Origin of the sequence: Flavobacterium beibuense, from assembly GCF_004151245.1 — a bacterium.
Lineage (GTDB): Bacteria > Bacteroidota > Bacteroidia > Flavobacteriales > Flavobacteriaceae > Flavobacterium > Flavobacterium beibuense_A.
In genome coordinates, this window is the sequence record NZ_JUIW01000001.1 from 332565 (window position 1) to 353792 (window position 21228).

The following is a 21228-nucleotide window of genomic DNA, read 5'->3' on the forward strand; positions in this document are numbered from 1 at the left end:
AAATGAAATACAATCCTGACGATGCCATAGGATATCTGGAATATAATGCCGAAAGGCCTAAACTTATTATTCCGGAATATGGCAGGCATCTGCAAAAACTTATAGAACAGGCAGTAGAACTGGAGGATAGGGAAGAGCGTAACAAAGCTGCAAAATATATTATATCGGTTATGGGAAGCCTTAACCCGCACCTGCGCGACGTGCCCGATTTTCAGCATAAGTTATGGGATCAGATTTTTATAATGTCTGATTTTAAACTGGATGTTGATTCTCCATATCCTATACCTTCTAAAGAGATGCTGGAGCAAAAACCTGATACGCTTGGTTATCCGCAAAACTTCCCTAAATACCGTTTTTATGGTAACAACATTAAATACATGATTGATGTTGCTAATAAATGGGAAGAAGGTGACCTTAAAACTGCGCTGATTATGGTTATAGCTAACCATATGAAAAAATCATACCTGAGCTGGAATAAGGATACAGTAAAGGATGAAGTTATTTTTGAACACCTGCTGGAACTTTCGGGAGGAAAAATAAACCTTCTTAAAACAGATGAAGAGCTTTCGGCCTCTACCGATTTAATGAGGGTTAACAAAAAAACCAGCAACAAGACCCAGTTTAGCAATAACGGCAAACAAAAAGGGCACAGAAACAACAACACTAAGAACCAAAACAATAAAAACAGAAAATCCTAAATTTCTTTAACGCCGCATGGGAACATTTAAAATTGAAGGAGGAGTACAATTAAAAGGAGAAATAACGCCTCAGGGTGCAAAAAATGAAGCTTTACAAGTGTTATGTACTGTATTGCTTACACCCGAAAAAGTTACGATTACCAATATTCCGGATATTATTGACGTAAATAAGCTTATTACACTTTTAAAGAATTTAGGCGTAAAGATTGAGAAATTAGGACACGGTGCTTATATATTCCAAGCTGATGAGGTAAATTTAGGTTACCTTGAATCGGAAGCTTTTAAAGAGGAAGGTAAGTCACTTAGGGGGTCTATCATGATTGTAGGTCCGCTATTGGCTCGTTTCGGTAAGGGCTATATCCCTAAACCGGGAGGTGATAAAATAGGAAGAAGGAGGCTTGATACCCACTTTGAAGGTTTTATCAATCTGGGAGCTAAATTCCGTTACAATAAAGAAGATTATTTTTATGGCGTAGAAGCCGACAGGCTTAAAGGTACTTACATGCTTTTAGATGAGGCATCGGTTACCGGTACAGCAAACATTATTATGGCTGCCGTACTTGCTGAAGGCAAAACTACAATCTATAATGCAGCTTGTGAACCATACCTGCAGCAGCTTTGTAAAATGCTTAACAGCATGGGTGCTAAAATTACAGGAGTAGGATCTAATCTTGTGGAAATTGAAGGTGTGGAAAAACTTGGTGGTTGTGAGCACAGAATACTTCCGGATATGATTGAGATAGGAAGTTGGATTGGTCTTGCTGCCATGACCAGAAGTGAAATTACCATTAAAAATGTTAGTTGGGATAATTTAGGTATTATTCCAAGTACTTTCAGGAAGCTTGGTATTACACTGGAGCGTAGGGGAGATGATATTTACATCCCTGCTCATGCAGATGGTTATGAAATTCAAAATTATATAGACGGTTCTATACTTACCATTGCTGATGCTCCGTGGCCGGGCTTTACACCCGACCTATTGAGTATTGTACTTGTTGTGGCAACACAGGCAAGGGGTAGTGTACTTATTCACCAAAAGATGTTTGAAAGCCGCCTTTTCTTTGTAGACAGACTGATAGATATGGGGGCAAAAATTATCCTTTGCGACCCGCACAGGGCTACGGTTATCGGTCACGATTTCAAATCGCAGCTTAAAGGTATAATGATGTCTTCACCAGATATCAGGGCCGGTATATCACTTGTTATTGCGGCACTTTCTGCAAAAGGTGTAAGTACAATTCAAAACATAGACCAGATAGACAGAGGTTATGAAAGAATAGACGAGAGGTTAAGAGCGCTTGGTGCTAAGATTACCAGAGAAGCGTAATCCTTTACTCGCAATAATAAAAAAGAGCTGAAATTTTTCAGCTCTTTTTTTTATTAAATTTGATTTAGATTCACAGAAGTAAGATTTTTTGAAAACTCAAGATACAATAAGACCACTCTATAAACCAATTCAGTCAACAGTTATTGGAGAAAGTTTAATGTATAAAGAACTTCTTCCTGATTTTCAATTGAAGGATCTTATATATTGTTATTGGGAACTGAAAACTACACAAAAACTTTCGGAAGCTTACACTTATAATGTAGTAGCAGATGGTTGTATTGATGTGTTTTTTGAGCTGAACAATCCTCAAAACAGTTATGTGATGGGTTTTAGCAACACTAATACAGAGTTTGCCATAAATAAAACATTTCATTATATAGGCATACGTTTTTTGCCTACAGCTTTTACCCGCCTTTTTAACGTAAGGGCCACTGAATTGACTAATCGTTTTGAATCGCTTTATGATGTTGTGCCTGCTCTGTCAAAATTTATTTCTTTTAAAATAAAAGATAATTCTACTCATAACGAGATCGCCTCTTTATTAAATGATTTTTTCTGTAACTATCTGAATATATATAATGTTGATGTTGATAAACGTTTTTTCAATGCTTTCTTAATTACATTAAAGCATAGGGGAATTTTAAATGTTGAGACTGATCTGGACACAGGTATTAGCTCAAGGCAGTTAAGGAGAATGTTTGAACATTATGTTGGAACTAATGTAAAAACATTTTGTAAAGTGGTACGTTTCCAAAATCTTTTAAATTTATCACAACAGGGAAGCCGCAACATAAACAAAATTTTTTATGATGCAGGATATTACGATCAGGCACATTTTATAAAAGATTTTAAAAATCTTTATGGGATTACCCCGGGTAAATCACTACAAAAATAATGTCCGTTTTTTACAATTATAATTGTTTGATTTAAGCAAACTTTGTTTTATCAAACAATCAAAAGATGGGACATTTATTAATTACTCTTGTGATTGCTGTAACATTCAGCGGCTATTCACAAACTAAAAAGTCAGCAATTATGAAGTTAAATGCAGGAATTATTACTGAAAAACTGAGTGAAACCAAGAAGTTTTATACAGAGAATTTAAATTTTGGAGTAACATTTGAAAATGATTTTTTTATTTTGTTGCATACACCGGGGCATGAATCAGAAATTAGTTTTTTACTTCCACATCATTCCTCTCAACAACCTTTATTTCAACAACCTTTTAAAGGTGAAGGTGTTTATATTACAATAGAAGTGGAGGATGTTGATAAGCTTTATGAAGAAATTAAAAACAAAGGCATTCCAATTAAAATTGAATTGAGAGATGAGCCTTGGGGAGACAGGCATTTTGCTATTATTGATCCAAATGGTGTAGGTGTAGATATTGTAAAATATACTGCGAAATAATCAAAAAATCCCATCTGTAAAGATGGGATTTTTTGATTGATGACTGAACCCTAGGTATGAGTTTATGTGTGTGGGATTAAAGACTGTCTACTATATCTAAGAACTTAAGTCCGAACATTATACCGTCTGTTGCAAAGCCTCCTTGGTAAGCCCTTACGTAATCTACCCTAAATACCCTGAATTTACCAAAACCAATATTGTCAAATCCGGCGGTAAACTCATGATAAGGTTTGTAATCCGGGGTAGCAATACCATGATAACCTACTACAAGATTCCATTGTAATTTGTTAAGTAAAGGTATTTTATTCATTATAAAGCCCTTAAAGTTATGTTCTACATGCGACTCAAAATAAGAATCGTTAGTGCTGTGAGAGTAATAGGGTAACAGATTAAATGCATTAAGGTTACCATTACCTGAGTTAACATGAGTTTGGTTGCCGTTAAAGTGCTTGTAGTCCATAAATGCAATATTATCTGCATTAAAGAACTTGCCTGCTTTTAGGTTGATGCCAAAATCACCTTTGTTACCTAAAGTAACATTGTAAAAGGTTCTTGCAGCGATAAAATCATATTCATACTGACTTTCACTAGCAGCAAAAGCTTTTGTGTATTGTACCGCAATAGTAGGGTAGTTGGCAGTACTTACATTTATTTTGCCGTCAGGCCTTGTTATGTATTTTTGACCAAAACGTACAGTAGCATTAACTGTGGCCTCCATTAAATGATGAGTATCAAAAGCCGGAGTTGTATAATCGTTTGGTGCCAACGGGTTATTTGATGTGTAATCATGGTCGTTTTTAATCAGTACATAATCAGTATTATTAAACAGTTGCTTACGTCTTAAATACTGAACTGATCCGCCCATGTTTAAACCTGTAAATATCTCTTTGCTGTAGTTTAGTCTTGCAAAAGTCTTATCGTATAGTTTCATGTAATTATCCTTAAAGAATAATGTACTTACACTGTTTACAAACGGACTTATAGGTTGAGATGCATTAAACTGTTCAGTCTTGCTACCCCCCGATAAAGTAAAGATACCCACTTTGCCAAAACGGTGTGATAACCATCCTGTAACCCTAAGCCTGTCTTCTGCAACACCATAATTAAAATCAGCACCTACAGAAGTATATTTTTTAGTGTCTTCATCATAATGACGGAATGAAAGCCCACTTTTAAATACCCAACCCTGTACTGTGTTGTACATAGGTATTTGTAACAGGCCATCGTAACTGTATCTTGTATTTTTAGCCGAATTCCTGTACGTGTATCCCGAAATGATATCAGTTAAATGGAATTTATTGTTCTTTTTGTCGATTGAATCCAGGTATGCCGGAGATTTGTGAACGGTTTGTATACTGTCTTTTTTAAAGTAGTCTGTTACTTCCTCATCTGTAAGAGGTATTGGTCTCATTGTCTGCCAGTATATAGAGTCTTTTTTGTTAGAATCTTCTTCAATATATACTATTTCCTTACCAAATGTTCCTTTTTCAAAATGGTCCCGGAATACGTAATTATTGTAAACATGCGTAAATGTCCCTGTAATACCTACGCCAAATATTCCTGCTTTTATATCGAAAGTCTGTGAGTTTTTAGCCCAAATCCTGTTTGTGGTATTGTAACTGAAGTTTTGTTTAAGGTTAAGGTTTTCCAGTATCGGTTGTTGCATCCTGTATCCTTTAATGTCAAAGTCAACCGCATAGATAGCCCAACTGTCGTCTACTATATATATATAACCTTCAAAAACCGGTTCTTTATCTCGTCTTGGTATAACCTTAATTTTACTGATTGAGTTGTTATTGTCATCAAAGAAAGTTCCCTCAAATTTGTATTTATAGTAATTAAAGGCATTGTTAGCCAAAGGCGAAATCATTTTTATATTAAACTCTATATAGTTGTCATAAAAATTATAATAAGTACCTAAAGCGGTGTTGTAACTAAATCCGTTATCATTACCGCTTATTTTTGATGCTACTATACGTTCTTTTAGATTGTTAGGCTGTTCAAAGGTGATTTTTGACACCGTTTCGGAGAGGTAAACAATTCCCGATCCTGTCGAGTCTAAAACAGAAGTCATTTCTTCATCTTCAACCTTAACTCCCATAATTTTTGTTGGTACATTCTTTACCCTGAAAAGACCTTTTGAATAGAAATCGGCCTCAAAACGGCCTGTCTTTTCTGAATTTTCCTTTTTATGAGCGATGGCTTCTCTTATAATCCTGTTAGCCGGGTTTTCAGTATTCGATATAACTACCTCACTAAGGGTATAGGTCTCATCCTGTAAAACAATATTAAGGGTGTGAGGTAAAGAAGTTATGTTGATTGTTTCTTTTTTTGTTTTAAAGCCTATTGACTGAAATACTACTACATAAGTTCCGGTTTTTTTAATTCCCAGTTCATATACGCCTTCTTCGTTAGCAGTTGTTCCTGTATAGGTGTTTTCTAGGCTCACACTTACAAAAGGTACAGGCTCACCATTGGTAGTGGTGATTTTTCCTTTAATTTGGGCAGAGGTATTTAGTGTGGTAAACAGTAATAATAAACAGGTAATTAGTTTGTACATGTTTTTTAATAGTTAAGGTAAAATGATTATTTAGATTGGTTTTTTAAAGATAGACGTATAAATTTTATAAAAGGTTGCATGGCTGCATTATTTTATTCTTTCTTTATCTTTGAGGTCTATTATTCCTGATGTATGAAAAAGATAAAAGAAGCCGAGCTGAGAAAAGATAGTTCTGTAAATAAAATACAGTTTGACAAAGAGTGGTTCTATTCGGTTAAGGATATGCAGTACTATTTAGGAGAAGATCTTACCGGAGTAGAATATGTAACCCTTCCAGTATCTATTGATGGAGTAAAATTTAATATTAAGTGTGCTACACTAGAAGATATAGAACGTTTTAGGGAAAAAGAACCTCTTGAAGAATTCAAGGGCAGTGTTTTCAGGAAAAAATAATTAGTTTTCCAGAATATCCAGGAAGCTAAGCCCGAATATTACTCCGTCGGTCATTTTACTTCCCTGATACGATCTCAGGTAGTCTATTCTAAGGAAGCGGAAACGACCCCAACCCAAATTATCCAATCCTACGGTAAATTCCATATAAGGTTTCTGATCAGGAACTCCCAACACATGGTAGCCCGTAACCAGGTAATAATTCAGTTTATTGAGTAAAGGTACTTTGTTGGCCAAATACCCCTTGAAGTTGTATTCGGCATGTGCTTCAATATATTTATCGTTTGTACTGTGTGTGTAATATGGTAAAAAGTTGAAAACATTTAAATATCGCTCTGATTTGCCTACATGGGTTTGATTACCGTTAAAATGTCTGTAATCGGTAAAAGCTATGCTGTCACTATTGAAAAATTTACCAGCCCTTATACTTATTCCTAAATCACCCATATTACCTACTGTGGCATCATAAGTGATTCGCGTAGACAGATGGTCAAAATTATAATCATCTACATTTGAAGCAAATCCTTTTTCGTAACTCACCATCACTCTTGGGTACTTAGTGCCAAGGTTTATTTTTTCGTTAGGCCTTAGCATGTACTTTTGAGCAAATGTAAACCTCGCCGAAACCTTTGTTTTAATCATATGGTGCTTTTCAAAAGCAGGGGTGTCATAAGCTTCCGGGTCTAGAGGGTTGTTTGAGGTATATGGTTTACGTGCATTTTTAATGGTCGAAAAATTGGTGTTGTTAAACAGAGACCTTTTTCTTGTATATTCAGCTGAACTGAAGAATTCAATACCATTAACCAATTCTTCCTCATAGCTGAGGCGCAGGAAGTTATTGTCGTATAGCTTCATGTAATTATCCCTGAAAAATAATGTACTTACACTATTTACGATCCTGTTTATTGGTTTTTCAGGGTTAAACTGTTCTATACTGCTACCACCGGTAATAGTAAGTATTGGGTTACTTATGTTGTTAAATTTATGAGCGATGGTTCCTGTAGCTCTAAAGCGTTTTTCGGCGAAGCCATAATTTAGTTCGGTACCAACCGTAGTATAGGCTTTTGTTTCAGGATTTGTTTTAGTGAAATAGAAAGTTGGGTCTATATGGTAGGCCTGAACGGTATTAAAAGCAAGCTTTCTTATTATCCCCGAAAATTTTATTTCCCAGTTTTCATCAGTATTCGTGTAGGTATACCCGACAGGTAATGAAAAGACCAGAAAACGATTCTTCTTTTTATCCAGTGAATCTTTATACTGTTCGGTTTGTTTTAGTTCTTCAAGCTTTTCCTTTTTAATGTAATCTTCCTTTTCCTCTAAGGTTAAAGGTATTGGCCTGTTTTTATTCCAATAGGAATCAGGTTTTTTATTGGTATCCTCATCAAAAGCCAATACACGGTTACTTAAATGCTGTTCTTTAAAGTCTGGGTTCAGATTAAAATTACTGTATACAGCACTAAATCTTCCCGATAGGTCTACATCCATTATTTCAGTATTAAAGTCAATTGTCTGAACATTTTTTGTCCACGTTTTTTCCTGCGAGTTATAACCGAAGTTTTGCTTTATGGTAAGGATATCGACCAAAGGCTGTTCTATTAATAAACCTTTAATGCTTAAATCTAGGGCATATAATTCACCACTTTCATTTACTATATAGATATAACCATACATGGCAGGTTCACTGTCACGTTTTGGGGTAACTTTTATCTTGTTTATTAAATAGCCGCTTTTGTCGTTAAAAGAATTTTCTAATTCATAATTATAATAGCTAAAGGCATTGTCGGCTATAGGAGATATAACACTGGTTTCAAAAGGCAGGTAATTTTCATAAAAGTCGAACTCAGCGGCATTAGCATTATTATAGCTGAAACCACTGTCTTCTCCGCTTACTTTTGATGCAATTATAACTTCGTTAATGTTGTAAGGTCGCTTGAATTTTATTTTAGAGACCGTTTCAGAAAGGTATAAAACACCACTTCTTGTAGAGTCTAATGTGCCGCTAAAGTCACCCACTTTCTGACCGAGTATTTCTTCCGGGACATCGCTTATGCGTAATATACCACGAGAGTAAAAGTCGGCCTCATAATTGGATGTTTTTTCTCGGTTCTTTCTTTTTTCCTCTATGGCTTTTTTTATAATCTTGTCAGCCTGTTCTTTTTTGCTTTCAATTACAACTTCGTTTAGAAGATATTCTTCACTGTCAAGTTGTACATTAAGCTCAAATGGAAGTTTGTCAACAGTAAGTACAACCTCTTTTGTTTTATAGCCCAGCGACTTAAATATAAAGGTGTAATCTCCGGTTTTGGTTGCCGGAAGATAAAACTCACCATCCTGATTGGTTGAGGTGCCGTAGGAACTGTTTTTTACAACAATACTGGCAAAGGGAACTGGATCACCTTCTTTAGAAGATACTGTTCCTCTTATTTGTGCTACTACAAATGAGCCATATAGAAGCAATATTAGTAGCAGACACTTTTTCATATAATTTATTTTAATAATGATTGTAAGGCTAGATCGTAGCTTTTTAGACCAAAGCCAATAATAACTCCGGCAGCAACAGGTGATATAAATGACTGATGCCTGTAAGTTTCTCTTGAAAAAGTGTTAGATATATGAACTTCCACTACCGGAGCGGTAATGGCTTTAATAGCGTCGGCAATGCCAATTGAGGTGTGTGTGTAGGCACCTGCATTAAGTATTATCCCATCATAAGTAAAACCGGTTTCTTGTATCTTGTTTATAAGTTCGCCTTCTATATTACTTTGATAGTAGGATAGTTGCATTGAAGGGAAGCGATGCTTTAATGTTTCGAAATAATCCTCAAAACTTCTGCTTCCGTATACTTCGGGTTCGCGCTTTCCAAGAAGGTTAAGGTTAGGTCCGTTTATAATGATGATTTTCATATTCCTCTTTTTGTAAAAGTAGCTATTCACACCCAAGAAAGCATACTGCGTAAGAAAAAATTTAACATTTAAAAACAATAAAAAACCCGGATAAGACATGCATAACCGGGTTATTATTTATAATTACCTGATTTTTAAAAATAGTATCCTACTGATAACTGGAATACTCCATTTTTAGAATCTACATTATCATAAGTGTCTGTAAGGCCAATATTGTAACGGGCCTGTGCAAAAAGACCCATAATGATTTTAAGTTCCACACCGCCAGAAGCAGCTAAATCAAAACTGTTTGGGTCATTATCAAAAACTTTGTCTGCATCATTCACAAGGAATGAGAACTGTGGTCCTGCCATAAGACTGAATTTACTTGGTATAATGTAAAACTTAGCCATTACAGGAACAGAAATATAGTCAAGATTGATGTCTCTTGCTACTTCACCTATACCGCCTTCATCATATTTTGCTTTTCCTCCCTGTGATGAGAAAAGCCCTTCTGCCTGAACAGAAAACATAGGAACCAGGTTTATTTCAAGCGCTGCACCGGCATGAAAGCTGGTTATCCCGTCGCTGTTAATATCGCCCTGAAAGTTTGAAAAGTTTGCTCCGGCTTTAATACCTAAATCAATTCCCTGAGCGTTCATGGCAAAACTACCTGCCAAAGCTGCAATTAAAAAAAAGATTTTTTTCATAGTCATTATATTTAAGTTTGGTTACAGTACTTGTAAGTATCTAAACAAAAGTATATAATAACTTTTGAGAAAAATAGTACTAAAGTCAACATTTATGAGAGTTTTAGGTTAAATGTTTCTTAAAATAAGGAATGGTGATTATTTAAAATTTAAGTAAAAATTAACATTATTAATATTTATTATTTAAATAATGTTGCTGTATGTTGAAATATTTTTTACTACGTGTTGTTTTTCCTGTTAAAAAAATTATATATTTGGCCCGTAACAATTAAATTCAAAAAACGATGAAAAAAGTTTTATTATCATTAACTGCTTTATTTGCATTTGGTTTAGTAAGTGCTCAGGACACAAATGGAGGATTTGCCAATGGAGATCTTTTTATCTCAGGTACAGTAGGTTTTTCAAATGAGTCCACAGGTGATGTAAAATCTAACGGTTTTACAGTATCACCAAGATTAGGTTACTTTGTAAGTGAAAACATTGCAGTTGGTGTTTCTTTAGGGTATACCAGTACTACTGATAAAGCTCCAAACACAGAAGATGAAACACTTTCTATGCTTGAGGTAGGTGCATTTGGTAGATATTATTTTACTCCTGCCAACAAATTCTCTTTATTTGGCCAATTAGGTGTGGCATATGCATCTAATAAATGGGAGCAAGGAGATTTAGAGGCTAAATCTAATGGTTTTAACATTGGATTAGCTCCTGGTATCAACTATTTCGTTTCAGATCATTTAGCTCTTGAGGCTACTTTCGGTATTCTTGGTTATTCAACTGATAAGCCGGACACAGATGGTGCTGAATCAACTGATACTTTTGAATTTGGAGTAGATATGAGTAATATCAATTTTGGTATTGTTTATAAGTTCTAATTAAGTTTATAAGAAAGCAAAAACCTCCCAATAGGGAGGTTTTGTTTTTTTATATATGAAATAAGTTTTTAGAACTTATATCCTATACCTATCTGGAATACTGAATTTTTAACATCTCTGTTATTTACTATATCAGTAAATCCTTGAGTATAGCGTCCGGTAGCAAATAAACCCATAGGAGTTTCAAATGTAAGGCCTGCAGCTACACCAAAATCAAAATCTTCAGCTTCATCAACATTAAGATCACCATCATCAGCATTAGCTTCAGCATCAATTTCTTCATTTACTTTGAATCCAAACTGAGGTCCTGCTTCTATACTTAAGCCGTCTAAAATGTAAACCTTAGCTAAAACCGGTACGTTAATGTAGTCTAACTGATATTCAACTTTACCATCTCCGCCAAAAATACCGCCGTCTACATCAGTTTCAAATCCCTGACCTGAATATAATGCCTCTGCCTGAAGGGAAAACATTTCTGTTAATGGAAACTCAACCAGTGCACCTACATGGAAGCTTGTTCTTGAATCAGGGCTGTCAAAATCATCGCCGCTAACAGTGGCAAAGTTTACACCACCTTTTATACCAAATTTAGGGGTAAATGAATCGTTAGTTTGTGCATTTACCGTCGAGACTGCTCCCAGGAATAAAAATCCTACCGAAAATAATTTAATTAGTTTTTTCATCTTTTTCATGTTTTTTTGTTTTGTATGTCAAAATTATATTATTAATCTTGGGTTAATTATCAAGGAATTCTTAATTCACATAACTTTAACCTGTATGAAAAATTGGATTAAATTTATAACCGATTATAAATCGTACCTCAAAATAGAGCGTGGTCTGTCTGTAAATTCGGTTGAAAATTATTCTTTTGACATAAACAGGCTGGTAAATTATCTCTCTGATTCCGGGCAGGATATATCGCCTCTAAAAATAACTGAGGAGACTATACAGGAGTTTATTTATAGTGTTTCATCTGAACTTAATGCCAGATCCAGAGCAAGGATAATTTCGGGTCTCAAGAGCTTTTTTAATTATCTGGTTTTTGAGGATTATAGAAAGGATAGTCCTATGGAACTCATAGAAGTGCCAAAAATAGGGCGTAAGCTCCCCGATACGCTTTCTGTAGAAGAAATAGATAATCTTATAAACGCCATAGATTTAAGTACTAATGAAGGGGAAAGAAACAGGGCAATGGTGGAAACATTGTATAGTTGCGGGTTAAGGGTCTCGGAATTGATAAGCCTTAAAATGTCTGACCTGTTTTTTGATGAAGGCTTTATAAAAATTACAGGTAAGGGTAATAAGCAGCGTTTTGTTCCAATAGGTAATTATACTCAAAAGTACATTAATCTGTATGTTAGTACTATAAGGAATAAGCTTGAAATTAAAAAAGGACATGAGGATACTCTATTTCTTAACAGAAGGGGCAGTGGGTTAACCCGTGCCATGATTTTTACCATAATAAGAAATCTTGCTGAAAAAACAGGACTTAATAAAACAATTAGTCCACACACATTCAGGCATTCTTTTGCGACACACCTGCTTGAAAATGGTGCAGATTTAAGGTCAATTCAATTAATGATGGGGCATGAATCTATTACTACCACAGAGGTTTATATGCATCTGGATAGAAAATTCCTTAATAAAGTTCTAAATACATATCATCCAAGGAAATAAAAATTGCAGAATTCTTAAAATTTTAGTAAGTTTCAATCGTAATAATTGTGCTTACTTTTAGCATGGTTATTTCCTAACCACCTTAAACTATATGACTGACCCTCAAAACAAACAAAAGGCAGACAGTCTTTATAAAAAACTTCTGAATCAGATACCTGATTTGATTTTTTATATCTCATGGGATGAGGTAAACGGTTATTCTATATTGTTTCTGAGTGAAGCGGTAAATGAAATCTTCGAATATTCTGTTGAAGAGCTTTTGGAGAATAAAAGGCTTTTTTATACTGACAGGATACTGGAGCAGGACAGGGATGCTTTTGTTGAAAGGGTGGAATATTGCCGAAAAAGTTTAGTGAACTGGAATCAGGAATTCCGTGTTCAGTTGCCTAAAAAAGGTCTGCGTTGGATGAGGCTTAATGCCAAACCGGAAAAGCAGGAGGATAACAGTATTAATTTTTACGGAAGAGTAAGTGATATAACCGATCAAAAGGAACAGGAACATCAGCTCCAGGTTTCGGAGGAGCGTTATAAGTTTGCCCTTAAGGCAGCATCTGAGGGGATTTGGGACTGGGATATGCAAACCAATATGGTTTATTTTTCGGCTCAGTCCATGAAGATTATAGGTAAGGAGGAAAAAGAAGCCATTATACCGTTAAGGGATTGGCAGGAACGAATGCATGTGGAAGATATAAGAGAGCATGCCTTAGCAAAGGAAAGGCATTTAACAGGGGAGACACCCTCGTTTGAAAATATATACCGTATTAAAACCGATGAAGGTAAATACAAATGGGTTTTAAGCAGGGGAAGGGTAGTACAGTTTGACAGTGCCGGTGCTCCTATACGTTCCATAGGTACTCATAAAGATATTACGCAGTTAAAGGAAAAAGAAATTGAGTTAGGCGATACAATTAATATTGTTGGGGAGCAAAATAACCGATTGGTTAATTTTGCTCATATCGTTTCTCATAATTTGCGTTCGCATGCAGGAAACCTTAAAATGCTTATAGATGTTTTTAAAAATGCAGGCCAGGAAGAACGTGAGGAAATGCTTGAACATCTTGAGGCTATTTCAAATGGTTTATATGTTACCATAGGGCATTTAAAAGAACTAGTAGAAATCCAGTTTGAGGTTAAAAACGTAAAAGAAAGGGTGAACCTTAGGCACTATCTTAAAAATATCCTTAACATTTTGCATAACGAGATTAAGAAGCATGGCGTAAATATTGAAGTAAATATACCTTTAGATGTAATGGTTAATTACAATCCCGCCTATCTGGAGAGTATACTTTTAAATTTTACGACCAATGCGATTAAATACTCAAGTCCCGACAGACCCCCGATTATTTTATATGATTTTGAGATAAAAGACGGAAAGAAAATCCTTTCCATTACAGATAATGGTTTAGGTATTGATTTAAAGAAACACAAAAATTCATTGTTTGGTATGTATAAAACATTCCATAAAAATCAAAACTCAAGAGGCATAGGCTTGTTTATAACAAAAAACCAGATAGAGGCAATGGGTGGTAGTGTAGAAGTTTATAGTGAAGTGAATAAAGGGACCACTTTTAAAATTTATTTTAAAGATGAAGATTAGGAACCTGTGTGTAATAGATGATGATAAGATTTATCACTTTTTACTTAAGAATCTTCTTAAGCAAAACAATATTGATGTAAAGTCTGTCTTTTTTCAGAATGGGCAGGATGCTATTGATTTTTTGTCGGACGAAAAAAATAATGACGACTTGCCTGATCTTATTCTTTTAGATGTTAATATGCCTATAATGAATGGCTGGCAATTTCTTGAAGAATACATTAAGCTTAAGTCTAACTTTGGTAAAGATCCACATATATATATGATAAGCTCATCCAATAATGAGGTTGATATAAACAAGGCAAGGGAATTTTCTAGTGTAGTAAAAGACTATTTTTTGAAGCCTATCTGCAAGGAAGACCTTCTTAAAATCTTTATTTAAGCGATATATAGATTTTATTTATATGAGGTATAACAAAAAACAATTACTTAATACTTTGTCACGTTCCAGAAACGTAATAATTTTGCTTAACACTGTTAAGTAATTTAAAAGCTTTAAAAATGGGTAGTAAAGAGCGCATAATGAGACAGAAGGAAGAGACCCGGGCTAATATACTTACGGCCGCGAGAGAGATTGTTAAAGACGAAGGGTGGCAGGGCTTAAGTATGCGTAAGATAGCTGATAAGATAGAGTATACTGCTCCTATCATTTATGAGTATTTTGCGAATAAGGAAGCGATATTACAGGAACTTACGTGCAAAGGTTTTACAATATTGACTAAAGATCTGGAGACTGCCAAAGCAAAATCGGATAATCCGGCAGAACAATTAGAGGGAATGTGGTTAGCATACTGGAATTTTGCTCTTAAGAACAAAGAGATGTATCAGCTAATGTATGGAGTGGAAATGACATGTTGTGCACAACGCACTACAGAATCTGATGCTCCTTATCAGCTTATCAGCGATTCTATAGGTAAGCTGATGAAGGAGAGTAAGCCTGATCCACATGTAATAAAACAGAAATATTTTACTTTTTTCTCTGTAATACATGGTCTTATTTCAATAAATATTGTTGGAAACGGACTTTCTGATGATATAAACAAACAAATACTTAAAGATGCCATAAGCGGTATTATACGATACATAGAAGAATAGAGAAATCTATTTTTTTGATCTTCAACTTAACACTGTTAAATAGTTTATAACCGTAAATTAATTCATCAATCATATTTTTTTAATCTTTACTTAACATCGTTAAATAATTTAATCTATGTAAAACACTCAAGCAATCATTTTAATCAAAAATTTTTTTATCTAACAATTTAGCACCATTAAATAATTTAATAGTATTATGAATCGAATCACATTAATCTTAATTCTTGCAATTGCAATCCTGATGTCTGCCTGTACAGGTAACACGGCATCAGCCCCGGCCGCACAGGCAATACCGGTTCCGGTAATATCCATCAGCAAGGGTAAAGCAACTACATATCAGGAATATCCTGTAATGGTAGAGGGAAGGGTGAATGTACAGATACGCCCACAGGTAGACGGATATCTTGAAACATTATATGTGGATGAAGGAGCTTTTGTAAAAGCCGGACAGTCTATTTTTAAAATAGATGATCACCGTTATCGCGAACAGTTAAACAGTGCTGTTGGTAATCTTAACGCAGCTGAGGCAGCTCTTATAAATGCACAGTTAGAAGTTGAAAAACTAACTCCGTTAGTGGCTGAAAAGGTAGTTTCTGACTATCAGCTAAAATCGGCAAAGGCATCACTTAAAGTAGCTGAAGCTAATAAAAAGCAGGCTGAAGCCGCAGTAGCCTCTGCAAAAATAAACTTAGGTTATACTTTAATTACAGCACCTGTAGCAGGTTATATCACAAGACTGCCTAAAAAACAGGGAAGCCTTGTTTCTGCTTCAGATCCAGAGCCTTTAACTACACTTTCAGATATCGCTGTTGTACATGCTTATTTCTCTTTAGGAGAGTCGGATTTCTTAAGCTTTAGAGACAGGTATGAAGGAAATACCCTTAACGAAAAACTTAAAAACCTTCCTCCGGTTTCATTGGTTCTGGCAAATGGTACTGTGTATGAAACTCAGGGTAAAATTGATATGGTGGATGGGCAGTTTGACCGAACAACCGGAGCGATTACCCTGAGGGCTAGTTTTCCTAACAGTAAAGGATTATTACGATCAGGCAATACAGGAAGGGTACGTTTAGGTATAGCACATGATGATGTTATGCTTGTACCACAGGCTACAACTGTTGAAGTGCAGGACAGGGTATTTGTTTACACTGTTGATAAGGATAATAAAGTTGCAAGGAAACCAATTACCATAATAGGTAAAAGTGGTACAGATTATTTAGTTTCTGAAGGGCTTGAAGTAGGGGACAGGATAGTATCAAAAGGTTTCGAAAACTTACAGGAAGGAGCTGTGGTCGTTCCGCAGAAAGCAGAATCAGAAATGGCTTCCAAGTAATTTATAACCAACAATTTAATTAGAAACAAAGATGTTTAGAAAATTTATAGACCGGCCGGTTTTGGCTACGGTCATATCCATCCTATTGGTAATTTTAGGGGTAATCGGCCTCTTTAGACTGCCCTTGCAGCAGTTTCCGGATATTGCTCCGCCGGCTGTTCAGGTGACTGCTCTTTACCCGGGTGCTAACGCAGAAACGGTTTTGCGTTCGGTTGCTCCGTCACTTGAGGAGTCCATCAACGGGGTAGAGAACATGATATATATGAGCTCAACAGCCAGTAATGACGGTTCATTGGTTATTACAGTATATTTTAAACTGGGTACCAACCCAGATCAGGCAGCAGTAAACGTACAAAATAGGGTGGCTCAGGCTACCAGCCAGCTGCCATCAGAAGTTATACAGGCAGGTGTTACCACAGCTAAGCAGCAAAACAGCCTTATTATGGTAACTGCTTTATATTCTGAAGATGAAAAAACATACGACCAGACATTCCTTACTAACTATGCCCAAATTAATATTATTCCTGAGATTAAAAGGATACCGGGTGTAGGTCAGGCAGCAATTTTTGGTGGTAATAAAGATTATTCCATGAGGGTATGGTTAAAACCGGCCCAAATGACAACCTATAACATTACCCCTAAAGAAGTGATGGCAGCAATACAGGATAAAAACCTGGAGGCTGCGCCGGGTAAGTTTGGTGAAAACAGTGCTGAATCGTTTGAATATGTTATAAAATATAAAGGTAAATTAAGTAAGCCTGCCGATTATGAAAGCATGATTATACGTACAAATCCTGATGGTTCAATTCTACGACTTAAGGATGTGGCTCGTGTAGAGTTTGGTTCCTACACTTATGGTAACTTTACAAGGATTAATGGTAGGCCGGGAACTAACATTATGGTTATACAGTTACCGGGTTCTAATGCAAATGATATCCAGATTGCTATCAGCGAACTGATGGATAAGGCAGAAAAAAGCTTTCCTAAAGGAGTAAAACGTGTAAATATTTATAATACGAAGGTAATGCTTGATGCCTCTATTTCTCAGGTTAAATCCACTCTTGTTGAGGCATTTTTACTTGTGTTTATAGTAGTGTTCCTGTTCCTGCAGGACTTTAGGTCTACACTTATTCCTGCCATAGCGGTTCCGGTTGCTATTATGGGGACTTTCTTTTTCATGAGTCTGTTTGGGTTTTCAATAAACCTGCTAACATTATTTGCACTTGTATTGGCAATTGGTATTGTGGTGGATGACGCCATTGTAGTAGTAGAGGCAGTGCACTCTAAAATGGAGAGAGGCATGTCGCCTAAACATGCAACCACATCGGCAATGAGTGAAATTACAGGGGCTATTATTTCCATTACACTGGTTATGTCGGCAGTATTCCTTCCGGTAGGCTTTATGGAAGGATCTACAGGGGTGTTTTACAGGCAATTTGCCTTTACCCTGGCAATAGCCATTGTTATATCAGCAGTAAATGCATTAACACTAAGTCCGGCTTTAGCAGCGCTTTTTCTTAAGGATAATCATCATCACAATCAAAACGGACATGCTGTTAAAACCACTTTCAAACAACGCTTTTTTGCCGGATTTAATAACGGGTTTGAAAAAGTAACCAATAGATATATGGGAAGCCTTCGTTTTCTTATTCGCAATAAATGGCTTAGCCTTGGCGGATTAGGATTAGTTATTTTGGCTACCGTATGGATGGTAAAAACGACACCGTCAGGGTTTATACCTTCAGAGGATCAGGGATTCATAGCTGTATCGGTATCTATGCCGGCAGGTACTTCCCTTGACCGAACCATTAAAATTCTTGAAGAGGCCGAAGGTGTAATTAATACAGTAAAGGCTAACAGAGAAATTGACGGACTTTCCGGCTTTAATATGCTTACACAGTCTTCAAGCCCGTCGTTTGGTGTGCTTTTCCTTAATCTTAAACCGTTAAAAGAACGTGGAGAGATAAGCGATATAGAAGACATTATGAACGAGGTACGTGGTAAGCTTTCCTCAGTAAAAGGAGCTAACTTCTTTGTGTTTACATTCCCTACCGTTCCAGGTTTCAGTAATATTGACGGACTTGACTTTGTACTTCAGGATCGTACCGGAGGAAAGCTGGATAAGTTTAGTGAGGTTGGAAACAGGTTTATTGGCGAACTTATGAAAAGAGATGAGATTGCAGTGGCCTTTACACCTTTCAGGGCCGATTATCCTCAATATGAATTACAGGTGGATGATGTAAAAGCGGAGCAGCTTGGTGTAAGCGTAAAAGACTTACTGCAAACAGTGCAGGCTTATTACGGTAGTGCTCAGGTGTCTGACTTTAACCGATTTGGTAAGTATTACCGTGTAATGGTGCAGGCCGATAAAGATAATCGTGCCACACCGGAGTCGCTTAATGCGGTATATGTAAAAAACAGGACCGGTGAAATGGTGCCTGTAAATACACTGGTTAAACTTGAAAGGGTTTACGGACCGGAGAATGCATCACGTTACAACCTGTTTAACTCAATGGGGGTTAATGCAATTCCGGCTCCGGGATACAGCTCGGGAGCGGCAATTAAAGCAGTTGAAGAAGTGGCCGAGAAATATCTTCCTCAGGGATACTCTTATGAGTTTTCAGGTTTAACAAGAGAGGAAATTATTTCCGGTGGACAATCAACAGTAATTTTCCTTTTAAGCTTACTGTTTATTTACTTCCTTCTTGCAGCCCAGTATGAAAGTTATATACTACCGTTAGCAGTAATACTTTCTATTCCTACGGGTGTATTCGGGGTATTTGCAGCCATTGGTATGACAGGTATTTCTAATAACATTTATGTACAGGTGGCACTTGTAATGCTTATAGGTCTGTTAGCTAAAAATGCCATCCTTATTGTCGAGTTTGCAGTGCAGAGAAGAAGGCAGGGTAAAACATTGCTTTCTGCTTCACTAGAAGCGGCTAAATTAAGGTTAAGGCCTATTATCATGACATCGTTGGCCTTTATTGTAGGTCTTATACCAATGATGTTTGCCATAGGACCATCTGCTAAAGGTAACCACTCAATCAGTATTGGTGCTGCCGGAGGTATGCTTTCGGGAGTAGTACTGGGTCTGTTTATCATTCCTGTATTGTTTATTGTGTTCCAGTACATTCAGGAAAAAATATCGGGTAAACCACAGCCTAAAAACATCAAGCAGGAACATTTGGAACCTGCAGAACTTGAACTGATGAACTAATTTATTAAGGCTCCTCTTGAGTAGGAGCCTCTAAAATATCAACAATGAAAAATTTATATATATATCTTTTATCTGTTCTTTTTCTCATGCTAACAGGGTGTAAGGTCTCTAAGGATGTGGAAACTCCACAGCCTGACCTCCCTGTAGCATACAGAAATGCAATTACTACGGCAGATACTTCGACAATTGCCGATATTGAATGGCGTACATTTTTTCCGGATGCTACTTTACAGCAACTGATAGATAAAGCTCTTTCGGGGAATTACGACCTGCAACAGGCTCTTAAAAATATAGAGGCTTCCAGATTATTACTTAAGCAGTCTAAATGGGGTAATGTACCGCAGCTTAATGCTTATGTAACGGCAAGCTCTACAATTCCTTCCGAAAACAGTCTGAACGGATTGAGCGCTAATAATTTTCTAGGTACAAGCCATGTAGAGAATTATGATGCCGGACTATCATTATCATGGGAAGCGGATATTTGGGGTAAAATAAGCAGCAGGAAAAAAGAGGCTTTAGCGCAATACCTAAAGACTGAAGAAGCAAAAAAAGCAATACAAACGGAATTAGTATCAGGCGTTGCTCAGGGGTACTATAACCTGCTTATGCTTGATGCACAGCTAAGCGTAGCGAGAAAAAATCTTGATTTAGGTAATAACACTGTTCGCATAATACGAATGCAGTTTGAATCGGGACAGGTTACATCTTTAGCGGTAGAGCAGGCAGAAGCGCAAAGGCTTAATGCGGCTCAAATAGTGCCAATGCTTGAAAAAGAGGTTGTACTACAGGAAAATGCGCTTAGTGTACTAACCGGAGAGCTTCCTGCTGAGGTTGCCAGAATAGCTTCTATAGATCTTGAACCTGTTTATGAGGATATAAGTACCGGTATACCCGCAGCAGTTGTGAGCAGAAGACCGGATATTAAAATGTTTGAATACGATCTGGCAGCTGCAAATGCAAGGGTAGGGGTTACAAAAGCCCAAATGTATCCGGCATTAAATATTACGGCATCTGGTGGTTTAAATTCTTTTAAATCGGATAACTGGTTTAATATGCCTTCTTCTTTATTTGGTATGGTGGCGGGAAGCATTGCCCAACCTTTATTGAATAATAAAAGATTAAGGACACAATATGAAGTGGCTAAAGTAGAAAGAGAGAAGGCTGTATTGGCTTTCAGACAGGGAGTATTGGTAGCTGTTAGCGAAGTCTCTGATGCTTTGGTAAAAATAGAAAAACTTAAGGAAGAACAGCAGTTTGCTGAACAAAGGGTAGCAAGTTTACAAAGGGCTACCGGAAATGCTGACAAATTGTTTAACAGCGGGATGGCAAACTATCTGGAAGTAATTACTGCTCAAGGTAACGTGCTTCAGAGTGAGCTTGACCTGGCAGCATTAAAGAGAGACCAGCTAAGTGCCCTGGCCGAATTGTATAAGGCTTTGGGTGGTGGCTGGAAATGATGG

General features: G+C 36.5%; 18 protein-coding genes. 13 read left to right on the plus strand and 5 right to left on the minus strand.

Going from position 1 to position 21228, the window contains the following annotated elements; all coding sequences use genetic code 11:
* Positions 1–2 precede the first annotated feature (2 nt).
* The 4 genes from NU09_RS01640 (at position 3) to NU09_RS01655 (ending at position 3435) form a co-directional block, all read left to right on the plus strand.
* A complete protein-coding gene (locus tag NU09_RS01640; protein WP_129749503.1) occupies positions 3–698 on the plus strand; it encodes a DUF4290 domain-containing protein in 696 nt (231 codons plus the stop codon).
* A 16-nt stretch (positions 699–714) separates the two neighbouring features.
* Positions 715–2025, plus strand: coding sequence for a UDP-N-acetylglucosamine 1-carboxyvinyltransferase (gene murA, locus NU09_RS01645; protein ID WP_129749504.1), 1311 nt, complete (start codon positions 715–717; stop codon positions 2023–2025).
* An 88-nt stretch (positions 2026–2113) separates the two neighbouring features.
* On the plus strand, positions 2114–2920 hold the full coding sequence (locus NU09_RS01650) for a helix-turn-helix domain-containing protein (protein WP_207209744.1): 807 nt from the start codon (positions 2114–2116) through the stop codon (positions 2918–2920).
* Between the two features lie 140 nt (positions 2921–3060).
* Complete coding sequence (locus tag NU09_RS01655) at positions 3061–3435, plus strand: VOC family protein (RefSeq protein WP_129749612.1); 375 nt, start codon at positions 3061–3063, stop codon at positions 3433–3435.
* 76 nt (positions 3436–3511) lie between these two features.
* Here the strand turns inward: NU09_RS01655 and NU09_RS01660 are convergent, their stop codons facing one another.
* Positions 3512–5995, minus strand: coding sequence for a DUF5686 and carboxypeptidase regulatory-like domain-containing protein (locus NU09_RS01660; RefSeq protein ID WP_129749505.1), 2484 nt, complete (start codon positions 5993–5995; stop codon positions 3512–3514).
* Between the two features lie 132 nt (positions 5996–6127).
* Here NU09_RS01660 and NU09_RS01665 point away from each other — a divergent pair, with 132 nt between their 5' ends.
* Positions 6128–6388, plus strand: a complete 261-nt coding sequence (locus NU09_RS01665; RefSeq protein ID WP_129749506.1) for a hypothetical protein — start codon at positions 6128–6130, stop codon at positions 6386–6388.
* On the opposite strand, the gene NU09_RS01670 is transcribed toward NU09_RS01665, so the two are convergent.
* From NU09_RS01670 to NU09_RS01680, 3 genes are all read right to left on the minus strand, one after another.
* Positions 6389–8866, minus strand: a complete 2478-nt coding sequence (locus NU09_RS01670) for a DUF5686 and carboxypeptidase regulatory-like domain-containing protein (RefSeq protein ID WP_129749507.1) — start codon at positions 8864–8866, stop codon at positions 6389–6391.
* A 5-nt stretch (positions 8867–8871) separates the two neighbouring features.
* Positions 8872–9288: a type II 3-dehydroquinate dehydratase gene (gene aroQ / locus NU09_RS01675; RefSeq protein WP_129749508.1), complete on the minus strand. Its 417-nt coding sequence runs from the start codon at positions 9286–9288 to the stop codon at positions 8872–8874.
* A gap of 134 nt (positions 9289–9422) precedes the next feature.
* The gene (locus NU09_RS01680) at positions 9423–9977 is read right to left on the minus strand and encodes a porin family protein (protein ID WP_165357635.1); all 555 of its coding nucleotides are present in this window, start codon (positions 9975–9977) and stop codon (positions 9423–9425) included.
* Positions 9978–10261: 284 nt separating this feature from the next.
* On the opposite strand from NU09_RS01680, the gene NU09_RS01685 reads away from it, so the two are divergent.
* On the plus strand, positions 10262–10849 hold the full coding sequence (locus NU09_RS01685) for a porin family protein (protein ID WP_129749510.1): 588 nt from the start codon (positions 10262–10264) through the stop codon (positions 10847–10849).
* A 68-nt stretch (positions 10850–10917) separates the two neighbouring features.
* On the opposite strand, the gene NU09_RS01690 is transcribed toward NU09_RS01685, so the two are convergent.
* Positions 10918–11532 (minus strand): porin family protein, encoded by a 615-nt coding sequence (locus NU09_RS01690; protein ID WP_129749511.1) that lies wholly within the window; start codon positions 11530–11532, stop codon positions 10918–10920.
* Between the two features lie 94 nt (positions 11533–11626).
* Between NU09_RS01690 and xerD the strand changes: the two genes are divergently transcribed.
* The 7 genes from xerD to NU09_RS01725 all read left to right on the plus strand — a co-directional run bounded on the left by xerD (position 11627) and on the right by NU09_RS01725 (position 21225).
* A complete protein-coding gene (gene xerD / locus NU09_RS01695; RefSeq protein ID WP_129749512.1) occupies positions 11627–12526 on the plus strand; it encodes a site-specific tyrosine recombinase XerD in 900 nt (299 codons plus the stop codon).
* Between the two features lie 91 nt (positions 12527–12617).
* On the plus strand, positions 12618–14123 hold the full coding sequence (locus tag NU09_RS01700) for a sensor histidine kinase (RefSeq protein ID WP_129749513.1): 1506 nt from the start codon (positions 12618–12620) through the stop codon (positions 14121–14123).
* Complete coding sequence (locus tag NU09_RS01705) at positions 14113–14502, plus strand: two-component system response regulator (RefSeq protein WP_129749514.1); 390 nt, start codon at positions 14113–14115, stop codon at positions 14500–14502. The genes NU09_RS01700 and NU09_RS01705 overlap by 11 nt, the downstream gene beginning before the upstream one ends.
* Before the next feature lie 119 nt (positions 14503–14621).
* Complete coding sequence (locus tag NU09_RS01710) at positions 14622–15215, plus strand: TetR/AcrR family transcriptional regulator (protein ID WP_129749515.1); 594 nt, start codon at positions 14622–14624, stop codon at positions 15213–15215.
* A gap of 196 nt (positions 15216–15411) precedes the next feature.
* Positions 15412–16548, plus strand: coding sequence for an efflux RND transporter periplasmic adaptor subunit (locus NU09_RS01715; protein ID WP_129749516.1), 1137 nt, complete (start codon positions 15412–15414; stop codon positions 16546–16548).
* A 31-nt stretch (positions 16549–16579) separates the two neighbouring features.
* A complete protein-coding gene (locus tag NU09_RS01720) occupies positions 16580–19768 on the plus strand; it encodes an efflux RND transporter permease subunit (protein ID WP_129749517.1) in 3189 nt (1062 codons plus the stop codon).
* Between the two features lie 44 nt (positions 19769–19812).
* Positions 19813–21225 carry an efflux transporter outer membrane subunit gene (locus tag NU09_RS01725; RefSeq protein ID WP_129749518.1) on the plus strand — a complete coding sequence of 471 codons (1413 nt, stop codon included), beginning with the start codon at positions 19813–19815 and terminating at the stop codon, positions 21223–21225.
* Positions 21226–21228: the final 3 nt, after the last annotated feature.